A 23691-nucleotide genomic window follows, 5' to 3' on the forward strand; every position below is an offset into this window, starting at 1 on the left:
GTCAGGCACCGGCCGCGAGGGGGGCGAGACTCAGCAGGTAGCCTTCGTTGCGGATGGTCAGGATTTGCGCGGTCCCCGCCGGCGCCCGGCGCAGCTGCTGGCGCAGGCGGCTGACACACATGTCCACCGAGCGGTCGTCGGGCAGGTGGTCGCGGCCGAACGCGCTGCGGGTCAGTTGGTCACGGGAGACCACTCGGTTGTTGGCTTCCAGCAGTTCGCGCAGCACGCGGTAGTCGGAGCGCGGCAGGGTCAGGGTCTCGCCATCCGGGCGGGTGAGCAGGCGCTTGACGTGTTCCAGGCGAAAGCCTGCGAACAGCTGGGCGTCCACCACGGGTTCTTCGGCAGAGGTGCCCAGGCGTTGCGGACGACGCAGTACGGCTTTGATCCGGGCGATCAGTTCGCGTGGTTCGAAGGGCTTGGCCAGATAGTCGTCGGCGCCTACTTCCAGGCCGATGATGCGGTCCAGCGTACTGCCCTTGGCTGACAGCATGATCACTGCCAACCCAGGTGTGGCCTGCAACTGCCTGCACAGGCTAAGGCCGTCCTCGCCCGGCAGCATCAGGTCGAGCACCACCAGCTCCACTTTGTGCCGGGCCAGCTGGTCGCGCATCTGTTGACCGTCGGCTGCCGCCAGTACGTTGTAGCCGGCATCGGTCAGGTAATCACAAAGAAGTTCGCGGATCTCGTCGTCATCATCGACAACCAGCAGGGTCGTGCTCATGCAGAAAAACACCTGTTCGTTGAGGGCCGGTGGCGCTCGTTACGTTCAATTACATCCCCGTACATGTCGGGTCTGGAGCCCGGAGGGCTGATCCCTAGAATCCTAACAAAAAATCATCTGCAAATACGAAGCCTTCCCAAATGAATCCCCAAAGCATCACGCCAGTGTTCACCCCCTTCAGTCAAAGCGGCAATTGCCTCAAGCCGCTGGCCTTCTGCGTCGCCGTCGCCATCAGCGGTGGTGCAGTGGCTGCCGACGGCAAACCCCTTGAACTCGACGCCACACAGATCGAAGACAGCGCATTACAGCCTGCCGACGAGGCCGGCCAGTTGGGCTATACGGTCGAGAGCACCCGCAGCTCCACTGGCCTGGCACTGACACCACGGCAGACACCGCAATCGGTTACCACCATCACCCGCCAGCAGATGGATGACCGCGACATCCACACCATCGAGCAGGCATTGGAAGCCGCCCCAGGCGTAACGGCCAACAAGTCCGAGGTGGGTGGGCGCACCGACTACCGCGCGCGTGGTTACTCGATCAGCAACTGGAAGGTTGATGGCCTGCAGACCCAGGGCGGCTCCGATTTCAGTGGCAGCGGCAATGCGCTGAACATGGACCTGTACGAACGCATCGACATCGTGCGCGGCGCCAACGGCCTGCTGGGCGGCACCGGCGACCCCTCGGCTACCGTCAACCTGATCCGCAAGGCACCCACCAAAACCTTCGGCGGCAGTGCCTATGCCACTTACGGCAGCTGGGACAAGCGTCGTCTGGGTGCTGACTTGAACCTGCCTCTGTCCGAAGATGGCCGCCTGCGTTCGCGCTTCGTGATGACCCAGCAGGATGCCAACTCCTTCCGCGACAACCAGTCCGAACGTTCCCGCGCCGCGTTGGCCAATTTCGAGTTCGACCTGGACGACGCCACCACCCTGGGCGCCGGTTACCAGTATGAATACAACAAGGTCGTGGGCGGCGGCTGGGGCGCGAACATCCCGATCTGGTACCGCGATGGCAGCAAGACCGACTTGCCGCGCAGCACCAACGTGGTGCCCAGCTGGAGCTTTGGCGAGTACACCACCCGCACTGCGTTCGGTTCGCTCGAGCACCGCTTCGACAACGACTGGACCCTGGACCTGAAAGCCGCCCAAGCCACCACCGAAGCCCTGAACCATCGCGGCCTTGCCAAGGTGAACTCAGCTGGGCGCGGCAGCTACGGTGGCTATTGGGACCAGGACGGCAGCGGCGCCGTGCTGAACGGTTTGCACAGCTCCAGCGACACCACCCAGCAGTCCGCGCAAATCGACCTGTCCGGCCCATTCCAGCTGTTCGGCCGCACCCACCAGGCCATGGTCGGCTACAACGACAGCCGCACCGTCGGCTGGTCGCCTCAGTACACCTGCACCATGGTCGGCGACGGCATGACCAGCGCGCCTGCACTGGGTTGCCAGTTCCGCGCCAACAACGGCTTCCCGGTCACCGACTGGCACAATGGCGTGGATGACGACTACGACCTCATCGCCTCGCGCACCGGCCTTCACAGCAAGACCACCACTCGCCTGCAGGGCATGTACGCCGCCACCCGCCTGAGCATCACCGACCCGTTGTCGGTGATCGTTGGCGTGCGCACCAGCAACTATTCCTCGGTCACCCGCAGCGTGGCCGGCGAGCGCAGCAGCCAGGAAGAAAACGGCATCGTCACCCCCTACCTGGGCGCGGTGTATGACCTCAACGACAACTACTCGGTATACGCCAGCTACACCGACATCTTCACCCCGCAAACCTCTGAAACCAGCAGTGGCAGCAAGGTCGAGCCGATTCGTGGGCAAAGCTACGAGACAGGTATCAAGGGTGAGTGGTTCGATGGCCGCCTGAACGCCTCGGCGGCGTACTTCCGCACCAAGCAGGAAAACAAGGCCGTGTTGGACGGCGACCTGACCACTCCGACTGGCGGCAGCGCCTACAAGGCCGGCTCCGGGCAGGAAACCGACGGTATCGACCTGGAAGTCGCAGGCGCCCTGACCCCCAACTGGAACGTCTACGCCGGCTACACCTATCTGCACTTCCGCCGCGTCGACAGCGACGGCCGCAGCGACCCGTCGCACCTGTTCAAGGCCTCCACCACCTACCGCTTGAGCGGCCCGCTCGACCGCCTGACCCTGGGCGCCGGCGTGACTGCGCAGACCAACATCCGCGCCATCTCCAGCCCGGCTGGCCAGCCTACGAACGGTGTGAGCAATGGTGCCACTGACGTGAACTGGTCCGGTTATGCCATCTGGAATGCCATGGCCAAGTACCAGCTGACCGACGACACCAGTGTCAGCCTCAACGCCAACAACCTGTTCGACAAGCACTACTACACCCAATACGGGTTCTATGCCGGGGCCATCTACGGCGACCCGCGTAACCTGTCGTTGACGGTAAGCACCGCGTTCTGATCAAGCCCTTCCACAGGGCCTGGCGCTGTACCTGTGGGAGCGGGTTCACCCGCGAACACCGGCGAAGCCGGTGCCTGCACGCGCATCGCCCGCTCCCACAGAAGCAGCGCTGGGTTCAAGGCCTGCGCTGGGCCGCCAAGCGGCCCTTTCTTACCTGGGCTCTACCGCTTGCCCTGGATCAACCGGCTTCTCCAACTGGCCCTCGAAGCTATCCCAATCCTTGCCAAACAGCTCCACCGGATGCATGGTCCGGTCTGCGCCATTGCCACAGGCTAGCGCCTTGGCAGGGCAGTAAAGGTCGCAACCCCAGCAGATACGCTCGGGGTGGCGAGGGTTTGTGGGGAATCTCTTGGCCATGCTCAACCTCCCTCAGGGCTACCTGATCTGAACGTAAACCCCTCGCCCAGCCCGTCGTTTGACGGGCATCAATCCATTGGCGATCGCCAGGTCACCGTACATCGCGCATCCAGATATCTGGTTGACAGATATCTGGATCAGAGATATTTTCCACCCTATGTTGGTGCGCCGGGACAACACAATGCGGGTCATAACGAAAGCGGCGGTAACCAAGGCGATTGAAGCCCACGGCCAGTGGAAAGCGCCCCTAAGCCTGTGGCTGACGACCTTCGACAGGGCGACGCTGCGGTTTGAATCTTTTGAACAGTTGAGGCAGACGTGGGTCACTGTGTCTGGCTGGAATGTTGATCGCATCCCCCACTCAAAACTTAGGCCCGCCAGCCGCAAAGGGCCGCTTGATATCTACGTGTTCGATATCAAGAAAAACGAATGCCGCCTGATCGCGTGGCTCAATGCGCGAACGGGCACTCTCTACATCAAGGCCATTCTGTCGCACGCCGAGTACGACAAATGGTGCAGAAGCGATATCAGGTAGCAACCTGGGCCGCGCGATATTTCAATTCGACAGGTGACAACATGAAGCGGGATAAAATCGAAGCCAATGGACTAGATGCATTCATCGCTAATATTTCACCCATGCTCGATGGCCTGAACACTCAGATGGCAACCATGGCCCAGCTTCTAGCCGCCTGCCATGACCCCATCAAGGACGATGCCGAGCTTGAGGCACGCATGGCATTGATCGACGAGCTCTACTCCCATGCGGACAGCGAAGGCCACGCTGCGGCACGCTTTGCCGAGATGGTTGCGGACCGCGTCTACGAGTATGAGAGTGAGTCTGTATTGGTGCCGTTCGCGAGCCAGGCCGAAGCGTTGGCCTTTCTGCTGTCGGACAGGGGCGTGAAGCAGAAGGACCTGTCGGCGATAGCGACCCAGAGCGCGGTATCCGAGATTCTGAACAACAAGCGGAAGATGACGGTTGCCCAGATAAAGGGCTTTGCTGAGTTTTTCAGCGTACCGGTTGAGTTCTTCATGCATGGGGTGGTTTGAAATCAAAGCCTTTGCTTGACCGAATGCTCCATATGAAGCGACCAGGCATGAAAAACCTCTCAATTTGTGCAGGGTTGCCGGACCAGCCATAGCCATGGTGGCTGTATTGGTGTAGACGTTCTGTCAATACACTGAGGTGAGTGTTTTACAATCTTGCGAGCCCCGCGGTGGTGGGGTATCGCAGGGTCGATGATGCACTTTGCTTTATCGCAAAAGGAGTTGCTTTGGAGCACCATTCAACCGGCAAGCGCGGCGTGAGTTACGATCCGCCGCAACGGCGGCAACGCAGGGACATCCCTTCCATCGTGCGCCGGGTGACGATGGGCGTTGTGGTCGTCTGGTTGGCACTTGTGGCAAGCCTTGGCGGCTGGATAACACAGCGCCTTACGGCAGAAGAACTCGACAACCTGGCGGCAGGCGCCGAATACGAAGCCCAGATTACGGGGCGAATCGTAGACCGCCTGTTCACCGAAATGGCCAGCGTGGCCAACATGGTGGCCCGTCAAAGCGAAGTGATCCAACTCGCTGCCCGATATCGCCACGATCCGCCCGGCTTCGCCGCACTCACGCGTGAGGAGCGCGCTTCGAAGTTCACCCGTGACCCGCTGGTGCGAAGCGTGGGTGATTTCATGGATAGATTGGCCAGCGATCTCCACTATGGCCGTATCTACATGAACAATCTCTCAGACGATACGGTGACGGCCAGCAACTGGGCGGAGTCATTCAGCATCGTTGGCCAGATCTATACGGGCAGGGCCTACCTCATCGACGCATTGCGCACCGGCAGTGGTGAGATGTTCGGCATCGCCCGCTTGAACAAAACCCCCTCCTATTTCGTCGCCAGCCGCATCGACGATGCTGACGGCAAGCCACTTGGCTCTGTCACGGTCAAGTTCGATGCCCCGGACATAGCCCTCTACCTGACAGGGCGTCACATTGCCTTGATAGTGAACCGTCAGGGCCGTGTGACCACCGCGTCCAGCGAACTTTTCATGCTGCGTAACGTGGTGACACTGCTCCCGCCCGATATTCGCAGGCCTCTGGATGGCGACGAAGAGCCGGGCGAGCCCATGGATATCCGCGCTGTGGCAGACGCGGGTCAGGCCAATCAATGGCTCATTGACGGGCACCCTTATCTGGTGCATCGCCAGCCTCTGAACGACGCGCAATATCAGCTGCTGACGCTGGCAAAGCTTGATCACCTGCAGCCGATGCGTCAGCAGTACTACTGGACCGGAGCCTCTGTGGCAGCGCTCGGGTTGATCTTGATCTTGCTCTCCAGCCGTGTGGCCGGGCAGATGCTATTGCGCCGCCAGGAAGAACGCTATGCAGCCAACTATGACGCGCTGACCGGGTTGAAGAACCGGCGCGCGATCCTGGCTGCCTTGCATCGGCATTTCGCGTTGGCGAAGCGAACGGGGCAGGGGGTGCTGGTGGCGTTTATCGACCTCGACGAATTCAAGGCGATCAACGACACCTACGGGCACGAGGTGGGGGACAAGTTCCTGATCGAAGGCAGCCGGCGCTTGCAGGGCGGGTTGCGGGCAACGGATGAACTTGGGCGCTGGGGTGGTGACGAGTTCGTTGTGATCGGCTTGACCGCTTCGATCCACCCGGACGAAATGGCCAAAACTGCCGCAGCGATGCGCAGACGGCTGGTGCCGCTGCTGATTGGTAGCTACGAGTTTGACGACTGCCGGTTCGATTACGCGGGTGCGAGTTTTGGTATTACGAGTGTTGATCCCGCTGCGACTTCGCTGCAGGCCGCGCTTAAAGCGGCGGATCAGTTGATGTATGCCGATAAAGAGGTGCGGCGGGGGTTGCGGAGGGTTTGAGAGGGGGCTGCTGGATCGAAAGCAAGCACCAAGCTTTCGGGAGTGGCCTTCGCAGCCCGCCCCTAAGCCAGCAGTCTCTCGCAGCTTGTTGCATCCACCGCCGCATCCAGCTCAGCCCCAGCCAAATGCATTGAGGATAAGGTACTACCAATCGCACACTAAGAGAATTTTGCAGGGAGTTAAGAGTTCATTAAGTAGTACCTTATAGGCGTTAAGGTGTCATGAAGTGATACCTTATAAAGGGGTTAAACTAGCACAGGTAAGCCACGGTTGTGGTTCTGGACGATAGATCTGCGTCGCTTCGGCACCAGTCCAGGCTAGATCAGGCTTCTGCTGCGACTGGCGGTTTCTGGCCAATTGCGCTCAGCGTGATCATCAGGATCACTGTGCCATTGGCTTTTAATAAGGTTAGGTGCATGGGAGCGGGGCAGCTGTAGCCCGTTCCAATGAAGCCGCGGGGCCTAGTGCGATCGGTGGATAACTTCATAGCGAGCTTGAGAAAGAATGCGGCGGGCTACTCGGTTCGCATGGCACTGCTGAGGCGCGTGAGGTTCTCAGGCGCCTGGTTCGCGAACTGATTCTGCGTCACACATGCTCATCGCGGTTTGCCTCCAGAAACCGGCTCCATCAGGTTGTGATTATCGGGGTGTTGGGGCTGCTGCGCAGCCCATCGCAGGCAAGCCAGCTCCTACACCGATCGCGGTGGCTTCAGGGCAGTAAGCGTCTGCCCAACACATCTTGCTCAATGTTCAGGGTTCTTCTGTATGCAGGAAATCTACCTCGTAGATACCCCGCGCCGCGCGGATGGTAACAGGGGATATTGGTCTTATGTCACTCAACTCCCATGCGAGCCAGCCGTCTTCAAAATAACTTGCGCAGGCTGCTTCCATGTCAGCCAGGATGAACGGACGCACGGCTTTTACGCGCACAATCGCGACCGCAATACCGTCATCATCTTCCTCCCCGTCGGCATGAAGAAAACGCCCATTTTCGACAATCAGAAGATCCTCGGTAGGTTGTAAGTCTGGATGCCAACGACGGACTTCGAGTGTTTTCTGGCCAGAAGCGATTCGACTGCCACTGGGCCGTACAATTGATAAAGCCTTGATGGTTCTCTCCTAAAAGATATGCGTCCGGCTAAGTTACTTTGTCGGAGGGATGGGAGGTACCGCTACGAGCGCAAGCTTGAGCTGCGGCCAGATTTTCACCCAATTTTTGGACTTGAGGCGGCTTTGATAGATCGCAGTTTTCTCCGTGGCGAACCTCCCCGCTGGCCTGATAATCAAGTCAAAAAGATCATCAAGCCCCAAGGGCGCCGCGACCTCGCATGAGCCTTTCTCTCGCAGTGCTACGGCTACCGCCGTTGCGGTTTCTGGCCAGTAGCGCATTGCGTCGGTCGCTGAGAGATATGGCTTATCGCCGTTCTGAGCATGCATTCTCGCTTGATTTTTCACAGACCATAATACGTTCGGCTCTAGACCTCTGAGAACTGCTTCCAGGGCTTCATCTTGCTCTGGTGTGCAGCGTTGTGCATCAAACCAGATGACATCAACGTCTGTTGAAATCGGGGATGAATCGCGCCCGTGCAGATAATCCCAAACCGCGTTTCGTACAAAGCCTGCTCCGATCCAGCAGTCTGGCAATCCCAAGGAGCGCACTATTTCGAGTAACCGCCACCGAATGGGGTCATCTGAGATAATCGCTTGGATTTTCGAACTATTGTCCACTCAGAAATCACCTTGTTGCAGCTAGGCCGATACCCACTGATGCGGCAGTAGCTGCCCGATCTCACTGGCCCGTTGCGTCGGCAACCGCGTCAGCACATCTTTAAGGTAGGCATACGGATCATGCCCATTCATGCGCGCTGACTGGATCAGGCTCATGATTGCAGCCGCCCGCTTGCCACTGCGCAGTGACCCGGCAAACAGCCAGTTCGAGCGTCCGAGTGCCCACGGCCGTATCTGGTTCTCCACCTGGTTGTTGTCGATGGGCACAGCCCCATCGTCCAGGTAGCGCGTCAGCGCTACCCAGCGTTTCAGGCTGTAATCGAGGGCTTTAGCTGTGGCTGATCCGTTGGGCACCAGGTCGCGCTGGGCCAACATCCAGTCATGCAGTGTTTTGCTGATCGGTACCGCCAGTTCCTGACGTATTCGCCAGCGATCTTCATCACTCATGTCCCGCGCCTGGCGTTCGATCTCGTACAAGCCGCTGATCGAGTGCAGCGCTTGTTCGGCCAACTGGCTTTTGTTCGCAACATGCAGATCGAAAAACTTGCGACGGGCGTGGGCCATGCAGCCGATTTCAGTGATGCCTTGCTCAAAACCAGCTTTGTAGCCAGCGAAGTCATCGCAGACCAACTTGCCGTTCCAGTCGCCCAGGAAGTTGCGCGCATGTTCGCCTGCACGACTGGGGCTGAAATCGTAAACCACAGCTTTGAGTGCCGAAAACGGCGTAGTGCTGTAGGCCCAGACGTAAGCCCGGTGGGTTTTCTTCTCGCCCGGCGCAAGCATTTGCACCGGTGTTTCGTCAGCGTGAATCACACCCTGTTTCAGCACAGCTTCACGCAGCGCATCGACCAGCGGCTGGAGTCGCACGCCGGTCTGTCCAACCCACTGGGCCAAAGTCGAGCGAGCAATCGCCAGCCCGGCGCGGCCAAAGATTTTCTCCTGTCGGTAGAGCGGCAAGTGATCGGAAAACTTGGCCACCATCACATGGGCCAACAGGCCTGCGGTTGGAATACCTTTGTCGATGACCTGCGCGGGCACCGGCGCCTGAATCAGAGTTTCGCACTGACGGCAGGCCCATTTGCCACGCACATGTTGCTCGACGGCAAACACGCCCGGCGTGTAATCCAGCTTCTCGCTGACGTCTTCCCCAATACGCTGAAGTTGGCAGCCACAGGCGCACAGAGTGTTTTCTGGCTCGTGGCGAATCACGGTACGCGGAAATTGCGGCGGCAATAGTGCACGTTTGGGTGATTGCCGTGGCTCGGCCTGTGACGAAGCGGGAAGAAGCTGTTTTAGTTCTGCCTCGATAGCTTCAAGGTCTGTATCGAGCAGGTCATCCAGCAAGCTGCCTTGTGCCGGGCTGATTTGCTCGCTGCGCTTGGCAAACTTGTGGCGTTTGAGCAGGGCGATTTCGAACTTGAACTGTTCGATGAGGATTTCATCGTTCTGGATCTTCCTGCTCATCGCCTCGACCTGAGACTGCAACTGCAACGCCTGTGCCGCCAAGGCACGAAGCTGTTCCGGGGTCATCTGATCGAGATTGGGCGAGAAAGTCATGCTGCCGATTGTGCCAGAGCAGGCGCAGGACGACGACAAGCAGACCAGTCAAATGGCCGGCGATTACAGCATGCTGATCACACCACCTGCGCCGACTCGTTGCCACGGCAGGCCTAGTACCAACGCCTGGAGTTGTTCACTGTCGAGTTCGACTTCGCAACCATGGCGAATGCTGGGCCAGTGAAACTTGCCTTGATTCAGTCGACGCGCGGCAAGCCAGACGCCGACGCCATCGTGCACCAGCACTTTCATCCGGTTAGCCCGGCGATTGGCGAACAGATAAGCGCAGTGCGGCTTCGCCGCACCGAACACCGCAATCACCCGGGCCAATGCCGTTTCGGTGCCGGCGCGCATGTCCATCGGCTCGGTGGCCAGCCAGATCGCATCGATGCGGATCATCGAGCGACAGCCCGGATAAATTGCGCGCAGCCCTCGGGATCTGAGGTTGGCCATTTGACGGTCATCACTAGCCCGGCCATGGGCAACTCGATGATCGCTGACGCTTCGGCTGGCCGTTTAGGTGCGGCTTTTAACGGGACGAAGGCTGGCAGCGAGGTTGTTGCAGGCTGGTCTCGATAGAGCGGCATCCATTTGCGGATGACATTGGCGTTGATGCCGTGGCTGATGGCGACACTGGATACGGTCGCCCCAGGTTGCAGGCATTCCTGAACGACCTGGGCTTTGAAGGGTTTCGGATAAGAGCTTCGTTGGCGCATGGAAATCCTGGCGATAAGGGTGATTGCGTCCGCTTAAAAATACGCGGACACCATCGCCCTTAAAGCTGGAGTTCGGAAGGTGAATTCGCCGGACGCTTACTCAGGGCATCCGTAAGGCAGGGGATTGGGGGCTGCGGGGGGAAAACAAAAAAGGCCCACCTTTCGGTGAGCCTTTTTTGGTACTGCGTATGGTGCCGGCACCAGGAATCGAACCCGGGACCTACTGATTACAAGTCAGTTGCTCTACCATCTGAGCTATACCGGCAATGGGGCGTCATTATAGCGATCGTTTGGCGCCTGTAAACCACTTCCTTGCGAATGTTCGCAAAAGACCTAAGTCACCGGCCTAAAAGAAGAATTTTCCTACCAGCCGCGGTGCATGGTGGTGACGCTAGGCTCGCTTTTGCCCGGGTTGAAAAACAGCTTGTCGTTGTCGCAGCCGCGCTTGCGGCATGGGGCTTCTGTGCGCAGGGGCAGGCCTTTGTCGCCGCCCAGCTGCATGCCGGGGTGGTTCCAGCCCAGGTTGCTGTTGGGGTGGGGCGAGGTGCCGCCGGCGCAGCCGGTCAGGGCCAGGGCGAAGGTCAGCAGGGCGAGGGGGGTGGCTCGGGTCACGATGCTCAGGTCCGGTGGTCCATTGTCGGTTCTGGCGCAACGCCAGAAGGTCGCGGGGCTGGCGGGCAGCGCGCGACGTCACTTTTTAATGATTTGGGGGGCGGATGATACACCGTTGCGGGGGTGGAGCATTAGCCTTGTGTTGTCTGGTATGGCCTCTTCGCGGGTGAACCCGCTCCTACAAGGGGGCGGGTAAGCCGGGTTATCTGTGTAAGGGAATTCTGAACCATGGGGTCAAAAGCTTCAGGGTTTGGATGCTTCGGAAGTATCCTACGCGCGCCGCCGAAGTAACGCTGTTGTCGGGGAAGTGGCTCACGGATACCGTTTTCGGGTCGCTCTGGCGACTGGGTGTGAGAACCCGACTTGAATAAGCGTTACCCGCCATGGTGGTCGTACGTGGGCAGACCTCGGTCTGGCCGGGCTTCCTTATTCACTCGGTTTCTCACCCTGCGTACGGCTGCCGCCCCAAATCCGTGAGAAAGATTTTTGGCAGTCTCCTTCCGTGAATAAGGATTTGCCATGAAAAAAGATGTTTCTGAGCCAATCACAACCGCAGGCGTGGAAACCTTCCTCGCAGCCGGTAACCCATCCCTCAATCTGCTACGCGTAGAGCCCGGCGTCCCCGTCGACGCGGCCTACGAGCATGTCTCGATCCTGATGGGCTACATCAAGCACCTGGTGCGCGAGGGGGATATGGAGGACGACCATAAATTCCTGGGTGCAGCCGATTACCTGTGCGACATGGCCAAGGCGCTGATGAACGATATCGAGATTGCCAAGGGCAAGGCGCATTAGGCATTGACGCGGTCATTTGTGGGAGCGGCCTTGCGTCGCGAAAGGGCCGCAAAGCGGCCCCCGTTTTCGGCACAATCTCTGAAATCGCCGGGGCTGCTTTGCAGCCCTTTCGCGACGCAAGGCCGCTCCCACAAAAGCCGCTTGCGCTAACCACAAGAAATGTTTATGCACAAGTGGCATTTGGGACCTGAGCGAAAGGCATGCCGGATCGCTACGCCGCTTGTCTTTGCGCAAACGCCTGTTTTTACTGGGCTGTAGCCGCAAGCAGGAATAAGCCAAGCGCTTGAAATAGCGCTTGGATCCAACAGGTAATCACAAGCTTGTTCACAGACTTATCCACAGGTTGTGCTGCGGCTAACCGTCGCGTTCCGCGAGAATGAGCAGGTTGCGCGGGGTCAGTGGGTAATCGCAGAACAGGCCCAGGCGCACGTCATAGCCTTGTTCTTCGAGGAACAGGGCGCGATCGAGTACCAGCCACAGCTCCAGTGGCCGACGGAACAGGTTGCGTACGCGTTCCAGGTTCCGGACCTCGGCCAGGCGTTGCCAGCCCGCAGCTTCCAGCATTGCCCAGTCCGGGTTGCCGCTCACTGGCAATTGCTTCAGTTCAGCCAGGTCACGGCAGTATTGCTCGAAGGGCTTCTCCAGCCAGGCCACCGGCAGGGAAGGTGTCGGCAGGTATTCATCGCTCTGGCGCTGCTGGCGTTGCAGCAGGTCGAAGCCCAGGCGCCGGGCCATCGAGGTGTCGCGCTGGCGCCGCACGCGGGCGCCGGCAGTGACGGTTTCGCTCAAGGGCAGGCCCAGGTCGTCAAGCGACAGCTGCAGGCTCGACGCCTGCGCGGCTGTGGATAACGCCTGGTATTGCTGCGCGGCGATGCGGTTGTAGCAGCAGGGGGCTACGGCCAGTTGCCGGCAACCTTGCTGGCTGGCCAGTTGCATCAGGCGTACATGCAGATCGCCACAGGCATGCAGGGCAACCACGCTTTTGTCGTCAGCCAGGTGGCGAGCGCTGTCGCTGGCCATCACATCCTGATGTACGTGCTGTGCTTGCAAGTGGTGGTGTGCACTCAGGGCCTGACCGGCAGCGACCAGGTCGGCGTCGTACTCCAGGCAGGTCAGGTGTTGCCCGGGTTGCAGCAGGCGACGGCCGAGGTGGCCTTTGCCAGAACACCAGTCCAGCCAGTGCCGGGGCTGCTCGCGGAAGGCTAGGTGGCTGGCGAAGGCTTCGATCTGCTGCCATTTGCGGCCGGGGACGGCGACGTCCAGGCGGTGGGCGGCAGGCGGTAGATTGGTTTGCGCAAGGCTGCCGAGCGTGGCGAGCTGTCGGGCTTGCTCGGCCAGTTGCGGAAATGGGGCAGGCAAGCGGTCAGCGGCGCTGTCGGCTTCGGCGTCTGCCAGTGAACATTTGCGCAGGTGGGCGGCAAGCTCTGGGTGGGTGGTTTCCCAGGCCAGTTGCAGGGTGGTGAAGGGGCGGGGTTTCCACAGCTGTTGGTGCTCGATCAGGAACTGGTCGAGGGCCTGGAAGCGGGTGCTTAGGTGGTGGCTGTGGAGGGGACTGGGCATGGGGATGTGTGTTGGGGTTGAGGGCCTGTTCGCGGGTAAACCCGCTCCTACGAAGGTTCAGCATAGGCCTGTTGTAGGAGCGGGCGTGCCCGCGAAGAAGGCTAGGAGATGTTAGCGGCCTTGGCAGGCATCCACGCGCAACCAGCGCTCCAGCAGCTTGAAGCCTTGCACCAGCATGAACGAGATCACCAGGTAGAACACGCCTGCGGCGAAGAAGATCTCCACCGGCAGGTAGGTGCGGGCGATGATGGTACGGGCCATGCCGGTCAGCTCCAGCAGGGTCACGGTACTGGCCAGGGCACTGGCCTTGAGCATCAGGATCACTTCGTTGCTGTACGCCGGCAGGCCGATGCGCGCAGCGCGTGGCAGCATGATGTAGAACAGCGCTTTGCCACGCGACATGCCCAGCGCCCGTGCCGCTTCGATCTCACCTTTAGGAATCGCCTGCAGCGCGCCACGCAGGATCTCGGCAATGTACGCAGCGGTGTGCAGGGTCATGGTCAGCACCGTGCACCAGAACGGATCGCGCAGGTACGGCCACAGCGAACTGGAGCGCACCGCATCGAACTGCGCCAGGCCGTAATAGACCAGGAACAACTGCACCAGCAGCGGCGTGCCACGGAAGAAGAAGATGTAGCTGAACGGCACCGCGCGCACGTACCAGTGGCGCGAGGAACGGGCGATGCCCAGCGGGATGGCCAGGATCAACCCGGCAACCACGGCAATGGCCACCAGCTCCAGGGTCAGGACCGCACCCTCGGCCAGGCGTGGCAGCCATTTGAAGATGACTTCCCAATTCATTATTCAGCCCTCGCAAAGCCGCGAGCGGCGCGTTTTTCCATGAAATGCATACCGGTCATGGCAAGCACGGTCAGGCCCAGGTAGATGCAGGCTGCGACCATGTAGAAGGTGAACGGCTCTTTGGTCACGGTCACGCCGATCTGCGAATGACGCATGATTTCTTCAAGGCCGATTACCGATACCAGGGCGGTGTCCTTCATCAGGATCATGAACAGGTTGCCAAGGCCGGGCAGGGCGATGCGCCACATCTGCGGCAGGATGATGCGCGAGAGGATGCGGCCCTTGGACAAGCCCAGCGCCAGGCCAGCTTCGCGGTGGCCTTTGGGGATCGCCAGGATAGCGCCACGGAACACTTCGGTGGCGTAGGCGCCAAAGCACAGGCCCAGGGCGATCACGCCCGCGGCGAAGGCGCTTAGCTCAAGGCCCGGCATGTTCAGGGCTTCGCCGAGGCTGTTCATGAGCCCGACGGTGCCGAAATAGATAAGCAGTACCCACAGCAGTTCGGGCACGCCGCGAACCAGGGTCGAGTAGAAGCCGCCAAGCCATTGCAGCGGCTTGAGCGGGGAGGTCTTGGCCAGGGCGCCGAGCAGGCCCAGGACCAGCCCCAGCAGCAAGGCGCAAAGCGCCAGTTTTACGGTCATCAGGGTGCCGGCCATCATGGCCGGACCGAATCCGTGCAGGTCGATATTCATGGGCAGGTCATTTTAGGGACTGGCGCGCCACTTGGGCGCGCCGGTCAGGGCGGGTCATTCGATACTGAACGGGAAGTACTTGTCGTTGATCTTCTTGTACGTGCCGTCGGCCTTGATCTCTGCCAGGGCTTTGTTCAGGTCGTCGCGCAGCTTGGTATCACCTTTGCGCACGGCAATACCGATCTTGTCGCTGTCCATCACCGGCTCGCCCTTGAACTCGAAGTTCGAGCCGTCTTTGCTCTTCAGCCACTCGTACTGCACGTACTTGTCGGCGAGGATGCCGTCGATACGGCCGGACACCAGGTCCAGGTAGGCGTTTTCCTGGGTGTCGTACAGTTTGATATCAACATCCGGGTAGTTGTCTTCAAGGTAGGTGCCGGCCAGAGTGGCGCGCTGGGTGCCGATGACCTTGCCCTTCAGCGACGCTTTGTCGGTCTTGAAGTCGACGTTTTTCGGCGCGATGAACTGCAGCTTGTTGGAGTAGTACGGATTGGTGAAGTCCACAGCCTGCTTGCGTTCGTCGGTGATCGACAGCGACGACACCAGGAAGTCGAACTTCTTGGCGTTCAGGGCCGGGATGATGCCGTCCCAGTCGGAGGTAACGACCGAGCACTCGACTTTCATCTTGGCGCACAGGGCGTCGCCAATGTCTTTGTCGAAGCCAACCACGTTACCGCTGGCATCCTTGTTGTTGAACGGTGGGTAGGCGGCTTCGATGCCCATGCGCAGTTTTTCTGCGGCCATGGCGTTTGCCGACATCACCAGCGTGGCAGCAGCTGCCAGGAGAAACTTCTTGTAGGTGTGCATGTATTGCTCCGTTAGCGGTGGCTGGACATGAATTGCTTGCAACGCGCCGAGGTCGGGTTTTCGAAGACCTGCTGCGGCGATCCCTGCTCTTCGACCAGGCCCTGGTGCAGGAAGACGACTTCACTGGACACATGGCGGGCAAAGCTCATCTCGTGCGTTACCAGCAGCATGGTACGGCCTTCTTCGGCCAATGCGCGGATAACGTTAAGCACTTCCTGGACCATTTCCGGATCGAGGGCCGAAGTGGGCTCGTCGAACAGGATGACCTTGGGCTTCATGGCCAGGGTACGGGCAATGGCGGCGCGCTGTTGCTGGCCACCGGAAAGCTGGGCGGGGTAGCTGTGGCGTTTGTCGTAGATGCCGACCTTGTTCAGCAGCGCTTCGGCGGCTTCGATGGCTTCGGCCTTGCTTTGGCCGAGCACGCGGCGTGGCGCCTCGATGATGTTGTCGAGGATCGACATGTGCGGCCACAGGTTGAAATTCTGGAAGACAAAGCCGATTTCGCTGCGCAGGCGATTGATCTGGCGGTTGTCGGCTGCGATCAGGTCGCCATTCTTGGCGGCCTTGAGCTTGAGGGCTTCGCCGGCGACCAGGATTTCGCCCTGGTGCGGGTTCTCGAGCAGGTTGATGCAGCGCAGCAGGGTGGACTTGCCGGAGCCGGACGACCCCAGGATGGAGATCACGTCACCGTCGCGAGCGGTCAGCGAAATGCCCTTTAGAATTTCCTGCTCGCCGTAGCGTTTGTGCAAATTGCGGATTTCCAGCGCGGGCGTGGCCTGAGCCATGTGCGGTCCTCATGTGTTCGGGTGCGTTCCCAGCTGTTGGCGGCCTTCCTGGCGTGCGCCAAGCTAGCATAGCGGCATTATGACGGCCAACAGGGTCGCCGGGGACTGGGGGCGCTGGTGGGGCAGTTTGTCGCATCGCTACAGCGTAACGTCGCGCAGATGTCCGCGAAGGTGTCGCCCAGCACCAGAGCCTTGATGAAAAAAGGCGCGATGGTGCCAGCTTTGGCCGGCTCATGGAAGCTGTTTTGACCCATTGGAGGGGTAAACCCGACCTTTTGCCAGTGCAAACGGGTTCACCCACGAATGCCATGTTGATGTCACAAGGTTGTACCTATGGGTTGCACTTTTTGGCATTGCGGTGGTGCACAGGTGTTACCGAGGAGCACCTTTGGTGCATTTGTAAGTGGGTATTTCAGTAATCCGATGATTTGATGCCCTTTCGGTCATGCAATGGCCGAAAGCCCTCCAAGCCGCATCCTCAAAGGCCTGCAGAATTTTCTGACGGGTGTATTCGGCATGTGGCGCGCTTATTGCCAGTTGGAAACCGCCGATTGCAGCGACGCCTAGGTCATCCCCTGGCGCGCTCTGTACCCGCAGTCGGCGTGGTCCACTCCTTACAAAGGTAGTTTCAATGAGCGGTAACAATTCCAATGACCTCGCTCAGGGGCTCAAACAACGGCATGTGACCATGCTGTCCATCGCTGGCGTCATCGGTGCCGGCCTGTTCGTAGGCTCCGGCCACGCCATCGCAGCTGCCGGCCCTGCCGTGCTGCTGGCTTACGCTGCCGCCGGTACGCTGGTCGTGCTGGTCATGCGTATGCTGGGTGAAATGGCAGTCGCCTCGCCTGACACCGGTTCGTTCTCTACGTATGCCGACCGTGCCATCGGGCGCTGGGCCGGTTTCACCATTGGCTGGCTGTACTGGTGGTTCTGGGTGTTGGTAATTCCGCTGGAGGCCAACGCCGCCGCGGCCATTCTGCATGCCTGGTTCCCGGCGGTTGACCTGTGGGCGTTCTCCCTCATCATTACCCTGGCACTGACACTTACCAACCTGTGCAGCGTGAAGAACTACGGTGAGTTCGAGTTCTGGTTTGCCCTGCTCAAAGTGCTGGCGATCATCGGCTTCATCGCTGTGGGCTGTGCTGCCTTGTTCGGCTTTGTACCGAGCAGCCAGGTGAGCGGTGCCAGCCACCTGTTCGATACCCAGGGCTTCATGCCCAACGGCCTGGGCGCAGTGCTGGCAGCCATGCTGACCACCATGTTCTCGTTCATGGGTACCGAAATCGTCACCATCGCCGCTGCCGAGTCGAAGGACCCGGGCAAACAGATCAGCCGTGCCACCAACTCGGTAATCTGGCGTATCTGCCTGTTTTACCTGGTGTCGATCTTCCTGGTCGTGGCCCTGGTGCCGTGGAACGACCCGGCCTTGGCCGAGACGGGCTCCTACCAGACCGTGCTGAGCCGTATTGGTGTGCCGAATGCCAAGCTGATCGTCGACATTGTTGTGCTGATTGCCGTGACCAGCTGCCTGAACTCGGCGCTGTACACTTCTTCGCGCATGTTGTTCTCGCTGAGCAAGCGTGGCGACGCTCCGGCCATCGCCCAGCGCACCACCAAGGCGGCGACCCCGCACGTGGCGGTACTGCTGTCCACCGCGGCTGCGTTTCTCTGCGTGTTCGCCAACTTCGTGGCACCGGCCCAGGTGTTCGAGTTCCTGCTGGCCAGCTCTGGCGCCATCGCGCTGCTGGTGTACCTGGTGATTGCCGTGTCGCAGCTGCGCATGCGCGCCCAGCGTGAAGCCCGCGGCGAGAAGATCACCTTCAAGATGTGGCTGTTCCCGGGCCTGACCTGGGCGACCATTGCCTTCATCGTTGTCATTCTGGTGGTCATGGCGCTGCGTGAGGATCACCGTGCGGAGATCATTGCGACTGCGTTGCTGAGTATTGGTGTGGTGGCGGCTGGCTTGCTGGTGCACCGCAAGCGCGAGGCTGCCGGGCGGGCGGCGCTGGACAGCTGATCCGCGCTGGCTGAAATGAGAAGGCCGCGCCCTGTGAAGGGTGCGGCCTTTTTTTGTTGCCTGTGATGGCCCTTTCGTGGGCAAGCCCGCAGGTTCGCCACAGGCCCGTAGGAGCGGGTTTACCCGCGAAAGGGCCGGGCCTGCTGGCCAATTTCCCTGGCTAATCACCGTCGCAGCCGCCATCGTATTCGCGGGTGAACCCGCTCCTACAGGGGCCGCGCGGAGGCCACAACGGGTTACATGGCCCTGTCAGCCAAACTGCTTCTGCTGTTGCTTGGCCACGAGTTCGGAAGCAGCGATATAGGCGTCCTGGAACTCATCACTCTCCAGCCAGGCCATGGTGGTCTCTTCGTCAGCGCCGTCCAGCCATTTGCGGTAGGCGTTGAACACCAGCACGATGTAGTCGGTGGCGTGTTCTTCCTTGTGCCCCTTGAGCACCAGGGCGAGCAGCGGATCCACCAGGAACACCGAGATCATTGGCACCAGGCCGCCTTCCTGGGCTTCCTTCATCTTGTTGAACATCGCGTCGTAGCTGCCCGACTCCATGGCCTTGTTGTACACCTGCTCGACGCTGGCGCTGTCGCCGGCGCTGGCCTTGACCGCTTGGCCGCTGCGTACCATGCGGTTCTGCTTGGCCTTGCTGGCGGCGCGCTTGGCGCGTTTCTGTTGCTTGGTAGGGGTGGCCATGGGGAAATCCTTGGGTGTGTCTGAAAGTGCGCGTATTGAAGCGCAATTGCCCGATAAACCCAAGCCGTGCGCCTGGGCGCTGCAGCTTGAGATGTCTGTGGGATACATATCCAGATTATGCGAACCGTGGGCCCTGCGTAGCTTCTCTCCTGTTGCCAGCCATGCTGGCTGGCAGCCTGTCACTGCGCCAATTCGGCGTCTGTGAGTGATGCGCACGTTTGCGCTACAAAGGAGGAGTCATGAAGCACTTTTATCTGGTCACCCTGTACGGCTACACGGACGATGGCAGGGTTTACTATCCAACCGGTTTCGCCGATTGCGACGAGCAAAGGATTACAAAGGCTGACATCGCCGCCATTATCGAAAAAGGCAAGCAACACGGCCACCTTCAGTTGCACAGCATCTCCTACATGGGGCACATGACCGAGGACGCATTCAATCATCTTCGTTCCATGTCGGACGAGTAAGGTTTGGCCCGCAGTCTGCTTATGGCTGCGGGTTTCTCGATTGCATGGCGAGCCTTCAGGTTGCGTTGTGAAATCTGGTGTTCTTCGAAGCCGCATGAAGTTAAAAATCACAGGCAACAAAAAACCCGCACTAGGCGGGTTTCTTGTTGTCGCTTCGGGTAACTTTGCAACCACCAGAAGCTTGAAGGTGGTGCCCAGAGACGGAGTCGAACCGCCGACACGAGGATTTTCAATCCTCTGCTCTACCGACTGAGCTATCTGGGCGACGAGGTGAATTAAATAGATTTCCGGACCGCTCGTCAACGACTTTTTGAAAAAATTTTAAATTAATTCCGTCGCTTACGATTTTTGGGGTCATTCGGCCGGTGGAACGTAGCCTTCGGCCTGGGCGTATTCTTCGCCGGCGAAAAACTTGTCCATCTCAGCCTGGAGGAATTTGCGGTCCTCGGCGTTCATCATGTTCAGGCGCTTCTCGTTGATCAGCATGGTCTGGTGCTTCTGCCAGTCGGCCCAGGCTTTCTGCGAGATGTGTTCGAAGATGTCCTGGCCCTTGGCACCGGGATAGGGCGGGCGTTCCAGGCCTGGCAGTTCTTCTTGGTATTTGCGGCACATCACGGTGCGGGTCATCGGGCGTCTCCTGCAATCAGTTCGTCGGTCGCGCGTTCAAGCAGCTTTTTCACCGGGGCGGCGAGGCCCAGGCGCGGCGGGGTGGCGAGGTTATACCAGAGCCAGTCGGCCTCGACCACGTGCTCGCCGACCGGGTCGACGCGCACGAGCCAGGGCTCAATCGCCAGCTGGAAGTGGCTGAAGGTGTGGGTCAGGCCGTCCATGGCGTGGCGGCCAGCCAGGCGCAGGCCGTGCTGGTAGGCCAGGTCGTCGAGCTGGGCGATGTCGTCCAGCTCCGGGAGGCTCCACAAACCACCCCACAGGCCGCTGGAAGGGCGGCGGTAAAGCAGGATGGCGCCTTCGTGGTTGGCCAGCAGTGGCATCAGTGTGCGCCGTTGCGGCAGCGCCTTACGCGGTTTGGGCTCGGGGTAGCGGGTTTCTTCGCCGTGCAGGTGCGCTTCGCAGCCGCGCTGCAACGGGCAGATCAGGCAACTGGGCTTGCTGCGCGTGCACAGCGTGGCGCCCATGTCCATCATCGCCTGGGTGTAGTGGTTGGCGCGTTGTTGCGGGGTAAAGCGCTCGGCAGTGGCCCATAGCTGGTTGGCAACCTTGGGTTCGCCGGGGTAGCCGGCCTGGGCGGTGTAGCGTGCCAGCACGCGCTTGACGTTGCCGTCGAGGATCGGTGCGCGGATGCCCATGCTGATGCTGGCGATGGCGCCGGCAGTGGAGCGGCCAATGCCGGGCAGCTCGGTAAGCTGCTCGACGCTGCGCGGGAATTCGCCGCCATGTTGCTCGACGACGACCTTGGCGGCCTTTTGCAGGTTACGTGCGCGGGTGTAGTAACCCAGGCCCGTCCACAGGTGCAGCACTTCGTCCTCCGGTGCCTCGGCCAGGGCTTGCACGGTTGGCAGGGCCTGCATGAAGCGGTCGAAGTAGTTGAGTACGGTGCTGACCTGGGTCTGCTGCAACATGATTTCCGACACCCACACCCGGTACGGCGTGATGCCCTGTTGCCAGGGCAGGTCGTGCCGGCCGTGCTCGTCATACCAGTCCAGCACTGCGCTGGAGAACTGCTCGGGGCTCATCGGTTGAACAGCCCCTTGAGCGCGTCTTTGAGTTCCGGGCTCACTTTGTCTCCAAGTTTTTCGTCAAGTTTTTCATCGATCTTGTCTTTCAGGCGGTTGCCGGCCAGCTTGGCGGCAACCTTGCCCAGGCCGTTCTGGTCCAGGCGGCAGGCCTTTGCGCCGAGTTCCAGCGGACCACGGCAGCGCAGGGGTACTTCAACACCCACATAACGTTCGTTGACCTGGCAGGCCGGGTCCGGCATGGCACGCTGGTCGCCTTCGACGACTATGCCGATGTTGTAGTCCATGCCTAGCACGCGCAGGTCGAGGTCACCATGGCCATTGACGGTCAGGCCCGGGATGCGCGCCTTGAGGTCCGGGTTGCTGGCGACGCCATTGCGTACCACCAGGCTGCCGCGCAGTTCCTGGAACGGGGTGTCCTTGCCGCGTGGTTCGCTGCTCAGCGTCTTGCGATTGAGCGTGGCGATGGCCTGGCACAGCTGCTGTTCCAGGTTGGCATTGACCAGCACGCCATCGTTGATGGCGAAGTTTGCGCTGCCGTTCAGGGTGTCGACCAGTGCTTTCTGGCTGTTACCGGTGGCTGTCAGATCACTGGTCAGGGTCAGCAGGCCCTTGACCGGCGGCGTCTGTTCCTTGCCTTCGGTCTTGATGAAGTGTTCCACCGGCACCCGCTGGATATTGGTGTTCACACCCAGCTGTGGCACGGCAGGGCGCACGTCGACCGTGCCCTTGGCTTCGAAGGTGCCGTTGTACAGCTCTCCGCGCAGGGTTTGCAGGGTCAGCAGGCCGCCTTGGCCAACGGCCTTGAGCTGGGCGCTCTCGATCGGCAGCTTATCCAGGGTCAACGAGCCGAAGGCCAGGTCGGCCTGCAGGTCGAGGGCGCGCAGACGGTCGACCGGCAGCAGCTTGTCGTCGCTCCATGCCACTTGCGTTGGGGCGTTGGGCAGTGGTGTGGTGCCGGCACCGGCTACGGCGCTGGCCTCTTGTTGCTTGACCTCGGCCTGGCGCGCAGCGGTGGCGCCCTTGGCTTCTTCGCTCTTGGCCGGCAGGTAGCGGTCGGCGTCGAAGGTGTCGCCCTTAAGTTGCAGGCGCAGGGCTTGTTTGGCGAAATCTTCGACGGCCACGCGGCCGCTGAAGGTGCTGTCGTCCAGCTTCACCGCCAGGTCTTCCAGGGCCAGGCTGCTGGGCGTGCCCTGCAGGCGAGTCACCAGCTCCAGCTTGGCGAAGGCGGCCGGGTCGTTGGTGGCCGGCAGCGGGTGGCCAATGCTTTCAAGGAAGGCGCGCAGGTTGAACTGGGCGATGGACAGGCCGCCGCTCAGCTGGGGTGCCTTGTCCAGATCACGCAGGTTCAGCTCACCGAGGGCGCGCAGTTGGTTGGCCGAAACTTTCAGGCCGTTCCACGAGGCGACATTGGCGGCCAGGTCGACCAGCAGTTGGCCCTGGGCGGCGAAGGTCACGGTCTTGCCGCCGGTAGGCTCACCCGAGGTCTCGCCCGACAGGCGCATGTCTTCGAAGTTGTAGCGCTTGAGCTTGCGGTCGAAGCGCAATTCGCCGGCCAGCTCGGTACGGGCCTTGATGCTCGGCTGGCTGGCGCTGATGAAGGCGCTGGCCTTGAGCGGGATGTTTGCGCCTTCATGGACCGGGCCGGTGCTCAGCTGGATGCTTTCGGCGCTGTAGTTTTGGCCGGTCTTGGCATCGGTGTACTGCACGCGGGCGTTGTTCACGGTCAGGCTGTCGATGTCCAGCTTGATGGCGCGGTCGTTGCTGTCGGTGGTCGCAGGCGTCTGCTCGGCAGGTGCCTGTGCCTGTGCGGGTGCATCGGTGCCTGCGCCATTCTGCGCGGGCAGCGGCTTGCCGATGTCCTCCCAGTTGCCATGGCCCTGTTCGTCACGCGCCAGGGTCAGGTTCAGGCCCTCGACACGTACGTCGCTCATTTGCACTTCGCGGCGCAGCAGCGGCAGCACACGGACTGAAAGGCCAAGCATCTGCAGGTCGGCGAACGGTTCCTTGGGTTTGTTCAAGGTAGCGATGCTGGCTTCATGCAGCTCCAGACCCAGCCACGGGAACAGGCTCCAGCCGATGTCACCGTTGAGGGTCAGTTCGACGTGAGCCTTGTCGCGTGCCAGCTGGCGAATCTCGTCTTTGTAGTTGTTGGGATCAAAGAGGTGGGTCAGGGCGAAGCCCAGCGCCACGATGATCAGCAGTAACCCGAGAAGCCCCAGCCCCAGGATTTTGCCGAACGCTTTCATGGGCGAGTCCTTTTAGTCCGTTAGTGAGTTCAGGCGGCAGAGTATAACGCTGTAGCGGTTACCCCTGCTTGTACGACTAGAGATGTAGAAAATTCCTACGCCTGCATCAGAGGGTACGGCTTTCGAC

At 60.5% G+C, this 23691-nt stretch carries 24 protein-coding genes and 2 tRNA genes; 7 read left to right on the forward strand and 19 right to left on the reverse strand.

The features are described from left to right. Position 1: 1 nt before the first annotated feature. Positions 2–721 carry a response regulator gene (locus ACZ889_RS05190; protein WP_060545248.1) on the reverse strand — a complete coding sequence of 240 codons (720 nt, stop codon included), beginning with the start codon at positions 719–721 and terminating at the stop codon, positions 2–4. 140 nt (positions 722–861) lie between these two features. On the opposite strand from ACZ889_RS05190, the gene ACZ889_RS05195 reads away from it, so the two are divergent. Then, the gene (locus ACZ889_RS05195; RefSeq protein ID WP_476257218.1) at positions 862–3159 is read left to right on the forward strand and encodes a TonB-dependent siderophore receptor; all 2298 of its coding nucleotides are present in this window, start codon (positions 862–864) and stop codon (positions 3157–3159) included. Between the two features lie 150 nt (positions 3160–3309). Here ACZ889_RS05195 and ACZ889_RS05200 read toward each other — a convergent pair whose 3' ends face one another. Continuing rightward, entirely contained in the window at positions 3310–3516 is a 207-nt protein-coding gene (locus ACZ889_RS05200; protein WP_011953227.1) for a DUF3079 domain-containing protein, read from the reverse strand. Positions 3517–3574: 58 nt separating this feature from the next. Here ACZ889_RS05200 and ACZ889_RS05205 point away from each other — a divergent pair, with 58 nt between their 5' ends. From ACZ889_RS05205 to ACZ889_RS05215, 3 genes are all read left to right on the forward strand, one after another. After that, the gene (locus tag ACZ889_RS05205; protein WP_230849509.1) at positions 3575–4051 is read left to right on the forward strand and encodes a type II toxin-antitoxin system HigB family toxin; all 477 of its coding nucleotides are present in this window, start codon (positions 3575–3577) and stop codon (positions 4049–4051) included. 41 nt (positions 4052–4092) lie between these two features. Further along, positions 4093–4566 carry a helix-turn-helix domain-containing protein gene (locus tag ACZ889_RS05210; RefSeq protein WP_004575922.1) on the forward strand — a complete coding sequence of 158 codons (474 nt, stop codon included), beginning with the start codon at positions 4093–4095 and terminating at the stop codon, positions 4564–4566. 224 nt (positions 4567–4790) lie between these two features. Further along, positions 4791–6401 carry a sensor domain-containing diguanylate cyclase gene (locus ACZ889_RS05215; protein ID WP_088513481.1) on the forward strand — a complete coding sequence of 537 codons (1611 nt, stop codon included), beginning with the start codon at positions 4791–4793 and terminating at the stop codon, positions 6399–6401. Between the two features lie 749 nt (positions 6402–7150). Here the strand turns inward: ACZ889_RS05215 and ACZ889_RS05220 are convergent. The 7 genes from ACZ889_RS05220 to ACZ889_RS05250 all read right to left on the reverse strand — a co-directional run bounded on the left by ACZ889_RS05220 (position 7151) and on the right by ACZ889_RS05250 (position 11013). After that, the gene (locus ACZ889_RS05220; protein ID WP_080580377.1) at positions 7151–7510 is read right to left on the reverse strand and encodes an ASCH domain-containing protein; all 360 of its coding nucleotides are present in this window, start codon (positions 7508–7510) and stop codon (positions 7151–7153) included. Positions 7511–7543: 33 nt separating this feature from the next. After that, on the reverse strand, positions 7544–8128 hold the full coding sequence (locus ACZ889_RS05225; RefSeq protein WP_014756466.1) for a nucleotidyltransferase family protein: 585 nt from the start codon (positions 8126–8128) through the stop codon (positions 7544–7546). Between the two features lie 21 nt (positions 8129–8149). After that, a complete protein-coding gene (gene tnpC, locus ACZ889_RS05230; protein ID WP_014861581.1) occupies positions 8150–9685 on the reverse strand; it encodes an IS66 family transposase in 1536 nt (511 codons plus the stop codon). A gap of 63 nt (positions 9686–9748) precedes the next feature. Beyond that, a complete protein-coding gene (tnpB, locus tag ACZ889_RS05235; protein WP_014861582.1) occupies positions 9749–10084 on the reverse strand; it encodes an IS66 family insertion sequence element accessory protein TnpB in 336 nt (111 codons plus the stop codon). Then, a complete protein-coding gene (tnpA, locus tag ACZ889_RS05240; RefSeq protein WP_144180134.1) occupies positions 10081–10401 on the reverse strand; it encodes an IS66-like element accessory protein TnpA in 321 nt (106 codons plus the stop codon). Before tnpA ends, tnpB begins: the two co-directional genes overlap by 4 nt. Positions 10402–10590: 189 nt before the next feature. Next, positions 10591–10666 (reverse strand) — tRNA-Thr (locus tag ACZ889_RS05245). 98 nt (positions 10667–10764) lie between these two features. Next, entirely contained in the window at positions 10765–11013 is a 249-nt protein-coding gene (locus tag ACZ889_RS05250; RefSeq protein ID WP_135198937.1) for a hypothetical protein, read from the reverse strand. Between the two features lie 519 nt (positions 11014–11532). On the opposite strand from ACZ889_RS05250, the gene ACZ889_RS05255 reads away from it, so the two are divergent. Then, positions 11533–11808 carry a DUF3077 domain-containing protein gene (locus tag ACZ889_RS05255; RefSeq protein WP_019439071.1) on the forward strand — a complete coding sequence of 92 codons (276 nt, stop codon included), beginning with the start codon at positions 11533–11535 and terminating at the stop codon, positions 11806–11808. Positions 11809–12162: 354 nt separating this feature from the next. Here ACZ889_RS05255 and ACZ889_RS05260 read toward each other — a convergent pair whose 3' ends face one another. From ACZ889_RS05260 to ACZ889_RS05280, 5 genes are all read right to left on the reverse strand, one after another. Next, positions 12163–13368 (reverse strand): adenovirus L4-33K/L4-22K family protein, encoded by a 1206-nt coding sequence (locus ACZ889_RS05260; RefSeq protein ID WP_476257219.1) that lies wholly within the window; start codon positions 13366–13368, stop codon positions 12163–12165. 111 nt (positions 13369–13479) lie between these two features. Further along, a complete protein-coding gene (locus ACZ889_RS05265) occupies positions 13480–14169 on the reverse strand; it encodes an ABC transporter permease (RefSeq protein ID WP_019439073.1) in 690 nt (229 codons plus the stop codon). Then, complete coding sequence (locus tag ACZ889_RS05270) at positions 14169–14861, reverse strand: ABC transporter permease (RefSeq protein ID WP_003255749.1); 693 nt, start codon at positions 14859–14861, stop codon at positions 14169–14171. Before ACZ889_RS05270 ends, ACZ889_RS05265 begins: the two co-directional genes overlap by 1 nt. Before the next feature lie 54 nt (positions 14862–14915). Then, positions 14916–15668 carry an ABC transporter substrate-binding protein gene (locus ACZ889_RS05275; protein WP_054888459.1) on the reverse strand — a complete coding sequence of 251 codons (753 nt, stop codon included), beginning with the start codon at positions 15666–15668 and terminating at the stop codon, positions 14916–14918. An 11-nt stretch (positions 15669–15679) separates the two neighbouring features. Continuing rightward, positions 15680–16453 carry an ABC transporter ATP-binding protein gene (locus ACZ889_RS05280; protein WP_003255746.1) on the reverse strand — a complete coding sequence of 258 codons (774 nt, stop codon included), beginning with the start codon at positions 16451–16453 and terminating at the stop codon, positions 15680–15682. A 631-nt stretch (positions 16454–17084) separates the two neighbouring features. Between ACZ889_RS05280 and gabP the strand changes: the two genes are divergently transcribed. Continuing rightward, positions 17085–18470 (forward strand): GABA permease, encoded by a 1386-nt coding sequence (gabP, locus tag ACZ889_RS05285; protein WP_180688981.1) that lies wholly within the window; start codon positions 17085–17087, stop codon positions 18468–18470. Positions 18471–18719: 249 nt separating this feature from the next. On the opposite strand, the gene ACZ889_RS05290 is transcribed toward gabP, so the two are convergent. Further along, positions 18720–19157 (reverse strand): hypothetical protein, encoded by a 438-nt coding sequence (locus ACZ889_RS05290; RefSeq protein ID WP_003255744.1) that lies wholly within the window; start codon positions 19155–19157, stop codon positions 18720–18722. A 239-nt stretch (positions 19158–19396) separates the two neighbouring features. Between ACZ889_RS05290 and ACZ889_RS05295 the strand changes: the two genes are divergently transcribed. Further along, on the forward strand, positions 19397–19624 hold the full coding sequence (locus ACZ889_RS05295) for a hypothetical protein (protein WP_003255743.1): 228 nt from the start codon (positions 19397–19399) through the stop codon (positions 19622–19624). A 188-nt stretch (positions 19625–19812) separates the two neighbouring features. Here the strand turns inward: ACZ889_RS05295 and ACZ889_RS05300 are convergent. The 4 genes from ACZ889_RS05300 to ACZ889_RS05315 all read right to left on the reverse strand — a co-directional run bounded on the left by ACZ889_RS05300 (position 19813) and on the right by ACZ889_RS05315 (position 23564). Further along, positions 19813–19888, reverse strand: a tRNA-Phe gene (locus tag ACZ889_RS05300). A gap of 90 nt (positions 19889–19978) precedes the next feature. Continuing rightward, positions 19979–20251, reverse strand: a complete 273-nt coding sequence (locus ACZ889_RS05305; protein WP_003255742.1) for an oxidative damage protection protein — start codon at positions 20249–20251, stop codon at positions 19979–19981. Then, positions 20248–21315, reverse strand: coding sequence for an A/G-specific adenine glycosylase (mutY, locus tag ACZ889_RS05310; RefSeq protein WP_003255741.1), 1068 nt, complete (start codon positions 21313–21315; stop codon positions 20248–20250). The genes ACZ889_RS05305 and mutY overlap by 4 nt, the downstream gene beginning before the upstream one ends. Then, on the reverse strand, positions 21312–23564 hold the full coding sequence (locus ACZ889_RS05315) for an AsmA family protein (protein ID WP_476257220.1): 2253 nt from the start codon (positions 23562–23564) through the stop codon (positions 21312–21314). The genes mutY and ACZ889_RS05315 overlap by 4 nt, the downstream gene beginning before the upstream one ends. Between the last annotated feature and the right edge of the window lie 127 nt (positions 23565–23691).

It is taken from the genome of Pseudomonas sp. TE3895, assembly GCF_056278855.1.

What these genes read in the sequence shown, in the direction of transcription:
- ACZ889_RS05290 (WP_003255744.1), bottom strand. Translation starts at nt 19,157, where the DNA reads ATGGCCACCCCTACCAAGCAACAGAAACGCGCCAAGCGCGCCGCCAGC.
- tnpA (WP_144180134.1), bottom strand. Translation starts at nt 10,401, where the DNA reads ATGCGCCAACGAAGCTCTTATCCGAAACCCTTCAAAGCCCAGGTCGTT.
- mutY (WP_003255741.1), bottom strand. Translation starts at nt 21,315, where the DNA reads ATGAGCCCCGAGCAGTTCTCCAGCGCAGTGCTGGACTGGTATGACGAG.
- ACZ889_RS05265 (WP_019439073.1), bottom strand. Translation starts at nt 14,169, where the DNA reads ATGAATTGGGAAGTCATCTTCAAATGGCTGCCACGCCTGGCCGAGGGT.
- ACZ889_RS05270 (WP_003255749.1), bottom strand. Translation starts at nt 14,861, where the DNA reads ATGAATATCGACCTGCACGGATTCGGTCCGGCCATGATGGCCGGCACC.
- ACZ889_RS05190 (WP_060545248.1), bottom strand. Translation starts at nt 721, where the DNA reads ATGAGCACGACCCTGCTGGTTGTCGATGATGACGACGAGATCCGCGAA.
- ACZ889_RS05295 (WP_003255743.1), top strand. Translation starts at nt 19,397, where the DNA reads ATGAAGCACTTTTATCTGGTCACCCTGTACGGCTACACGGACGATGGC.
- ACZ889_RS05195 (WP_476257218.1), top strand. Translation starts at nt 862, where the DNA reads ATGAATCCCCAAAGCATCACGCCAGTGTTCACCCCCTTCAGTCAAAGC.
- ACZ889_RS05200 (WP_011953227.1), bottom strand. Translation starts at nt 3,516, where the DNA reads ATGGCCAAGAGATTCCCCACAAACCCTCGCCACCCCGAGCGTATCTGC.
- tnpB (WP_014861582.1), bottom strand. Translation starts at nt 10,084, where the DNA reads ATGATCCGCATCGATGCGATCTGGCTGGCCACCGAGCCGATGGACATG.
- tnpC (WP_014861581.1), bottom strand. Translation starts at nt 9,685, where the DNA reads ATGACTTTCTCGCCCAATCTCGATCAGATGACCCCGGAACAGCTTCGT.
- ACZ889_RS05305 (WP_003255742.1), bottom strand. Translation starts at nt 20,251, where the DNA reads ATGACCCGCACCGTGATGTGCCGCAAATACCAAGAAGAACTGCCAGGC.
- ACZ889_RS05210 (WP_004575922.1), top strand. Translation starts at nt 4,093, where the DNA reads ATGAAGCGGGATAAAATCGAAGCCAATGGACTAGATGCATTCATCGCT.
- ACZ889_RS05255 (WP_019439071.1), top strand. Translation starts at nt 11,533, where the DNA reads ATGAAAAAAGATGTTTCTGAGCCAATCACAACCGCAGGCGTGGAAACC.
- ACZ889_RS05260 (WP_476257219.1), bottom strand. Translation starts at nt 13,368, where the DNA reads ATGCCCAGTCCCCTCCACAGCCACCACCTAAGCACCCGCTTCCAGGCC.
- gabP (WP_180688981.1), top strand. Translation starts at nt 17,085, where the DNA reads ATGAGCGGTAACAATTCCAATGACCTCGCTCAGGGGCTCAAACAACGG.
- ACZ889_RS05280 (WP_003255746.1), bottom strand. Translation starts at nt 16,453, where the DNA reads ATGGCTCAGGCCACGCCCGCGCTGGAAATCCGCAATTTGCACAAACGC.
- ACZ889_RS05315 (WP_476257220.1), bottom strand. Translation starts at nt 23,564, where the DNA reads ATGAAAGCGTTCGGCAAAATCCTGGGGCTGGGGCTTCTCGGGTTACTG.
- ACZ889_RS05275 (WP_054888459.1), bottom strand. Translation starts at nt 15,668, where the DNA reads ATGCACACCTACAAGAAGTTTCTCCTGGCAGCTGCTGCCACGCTGGTG.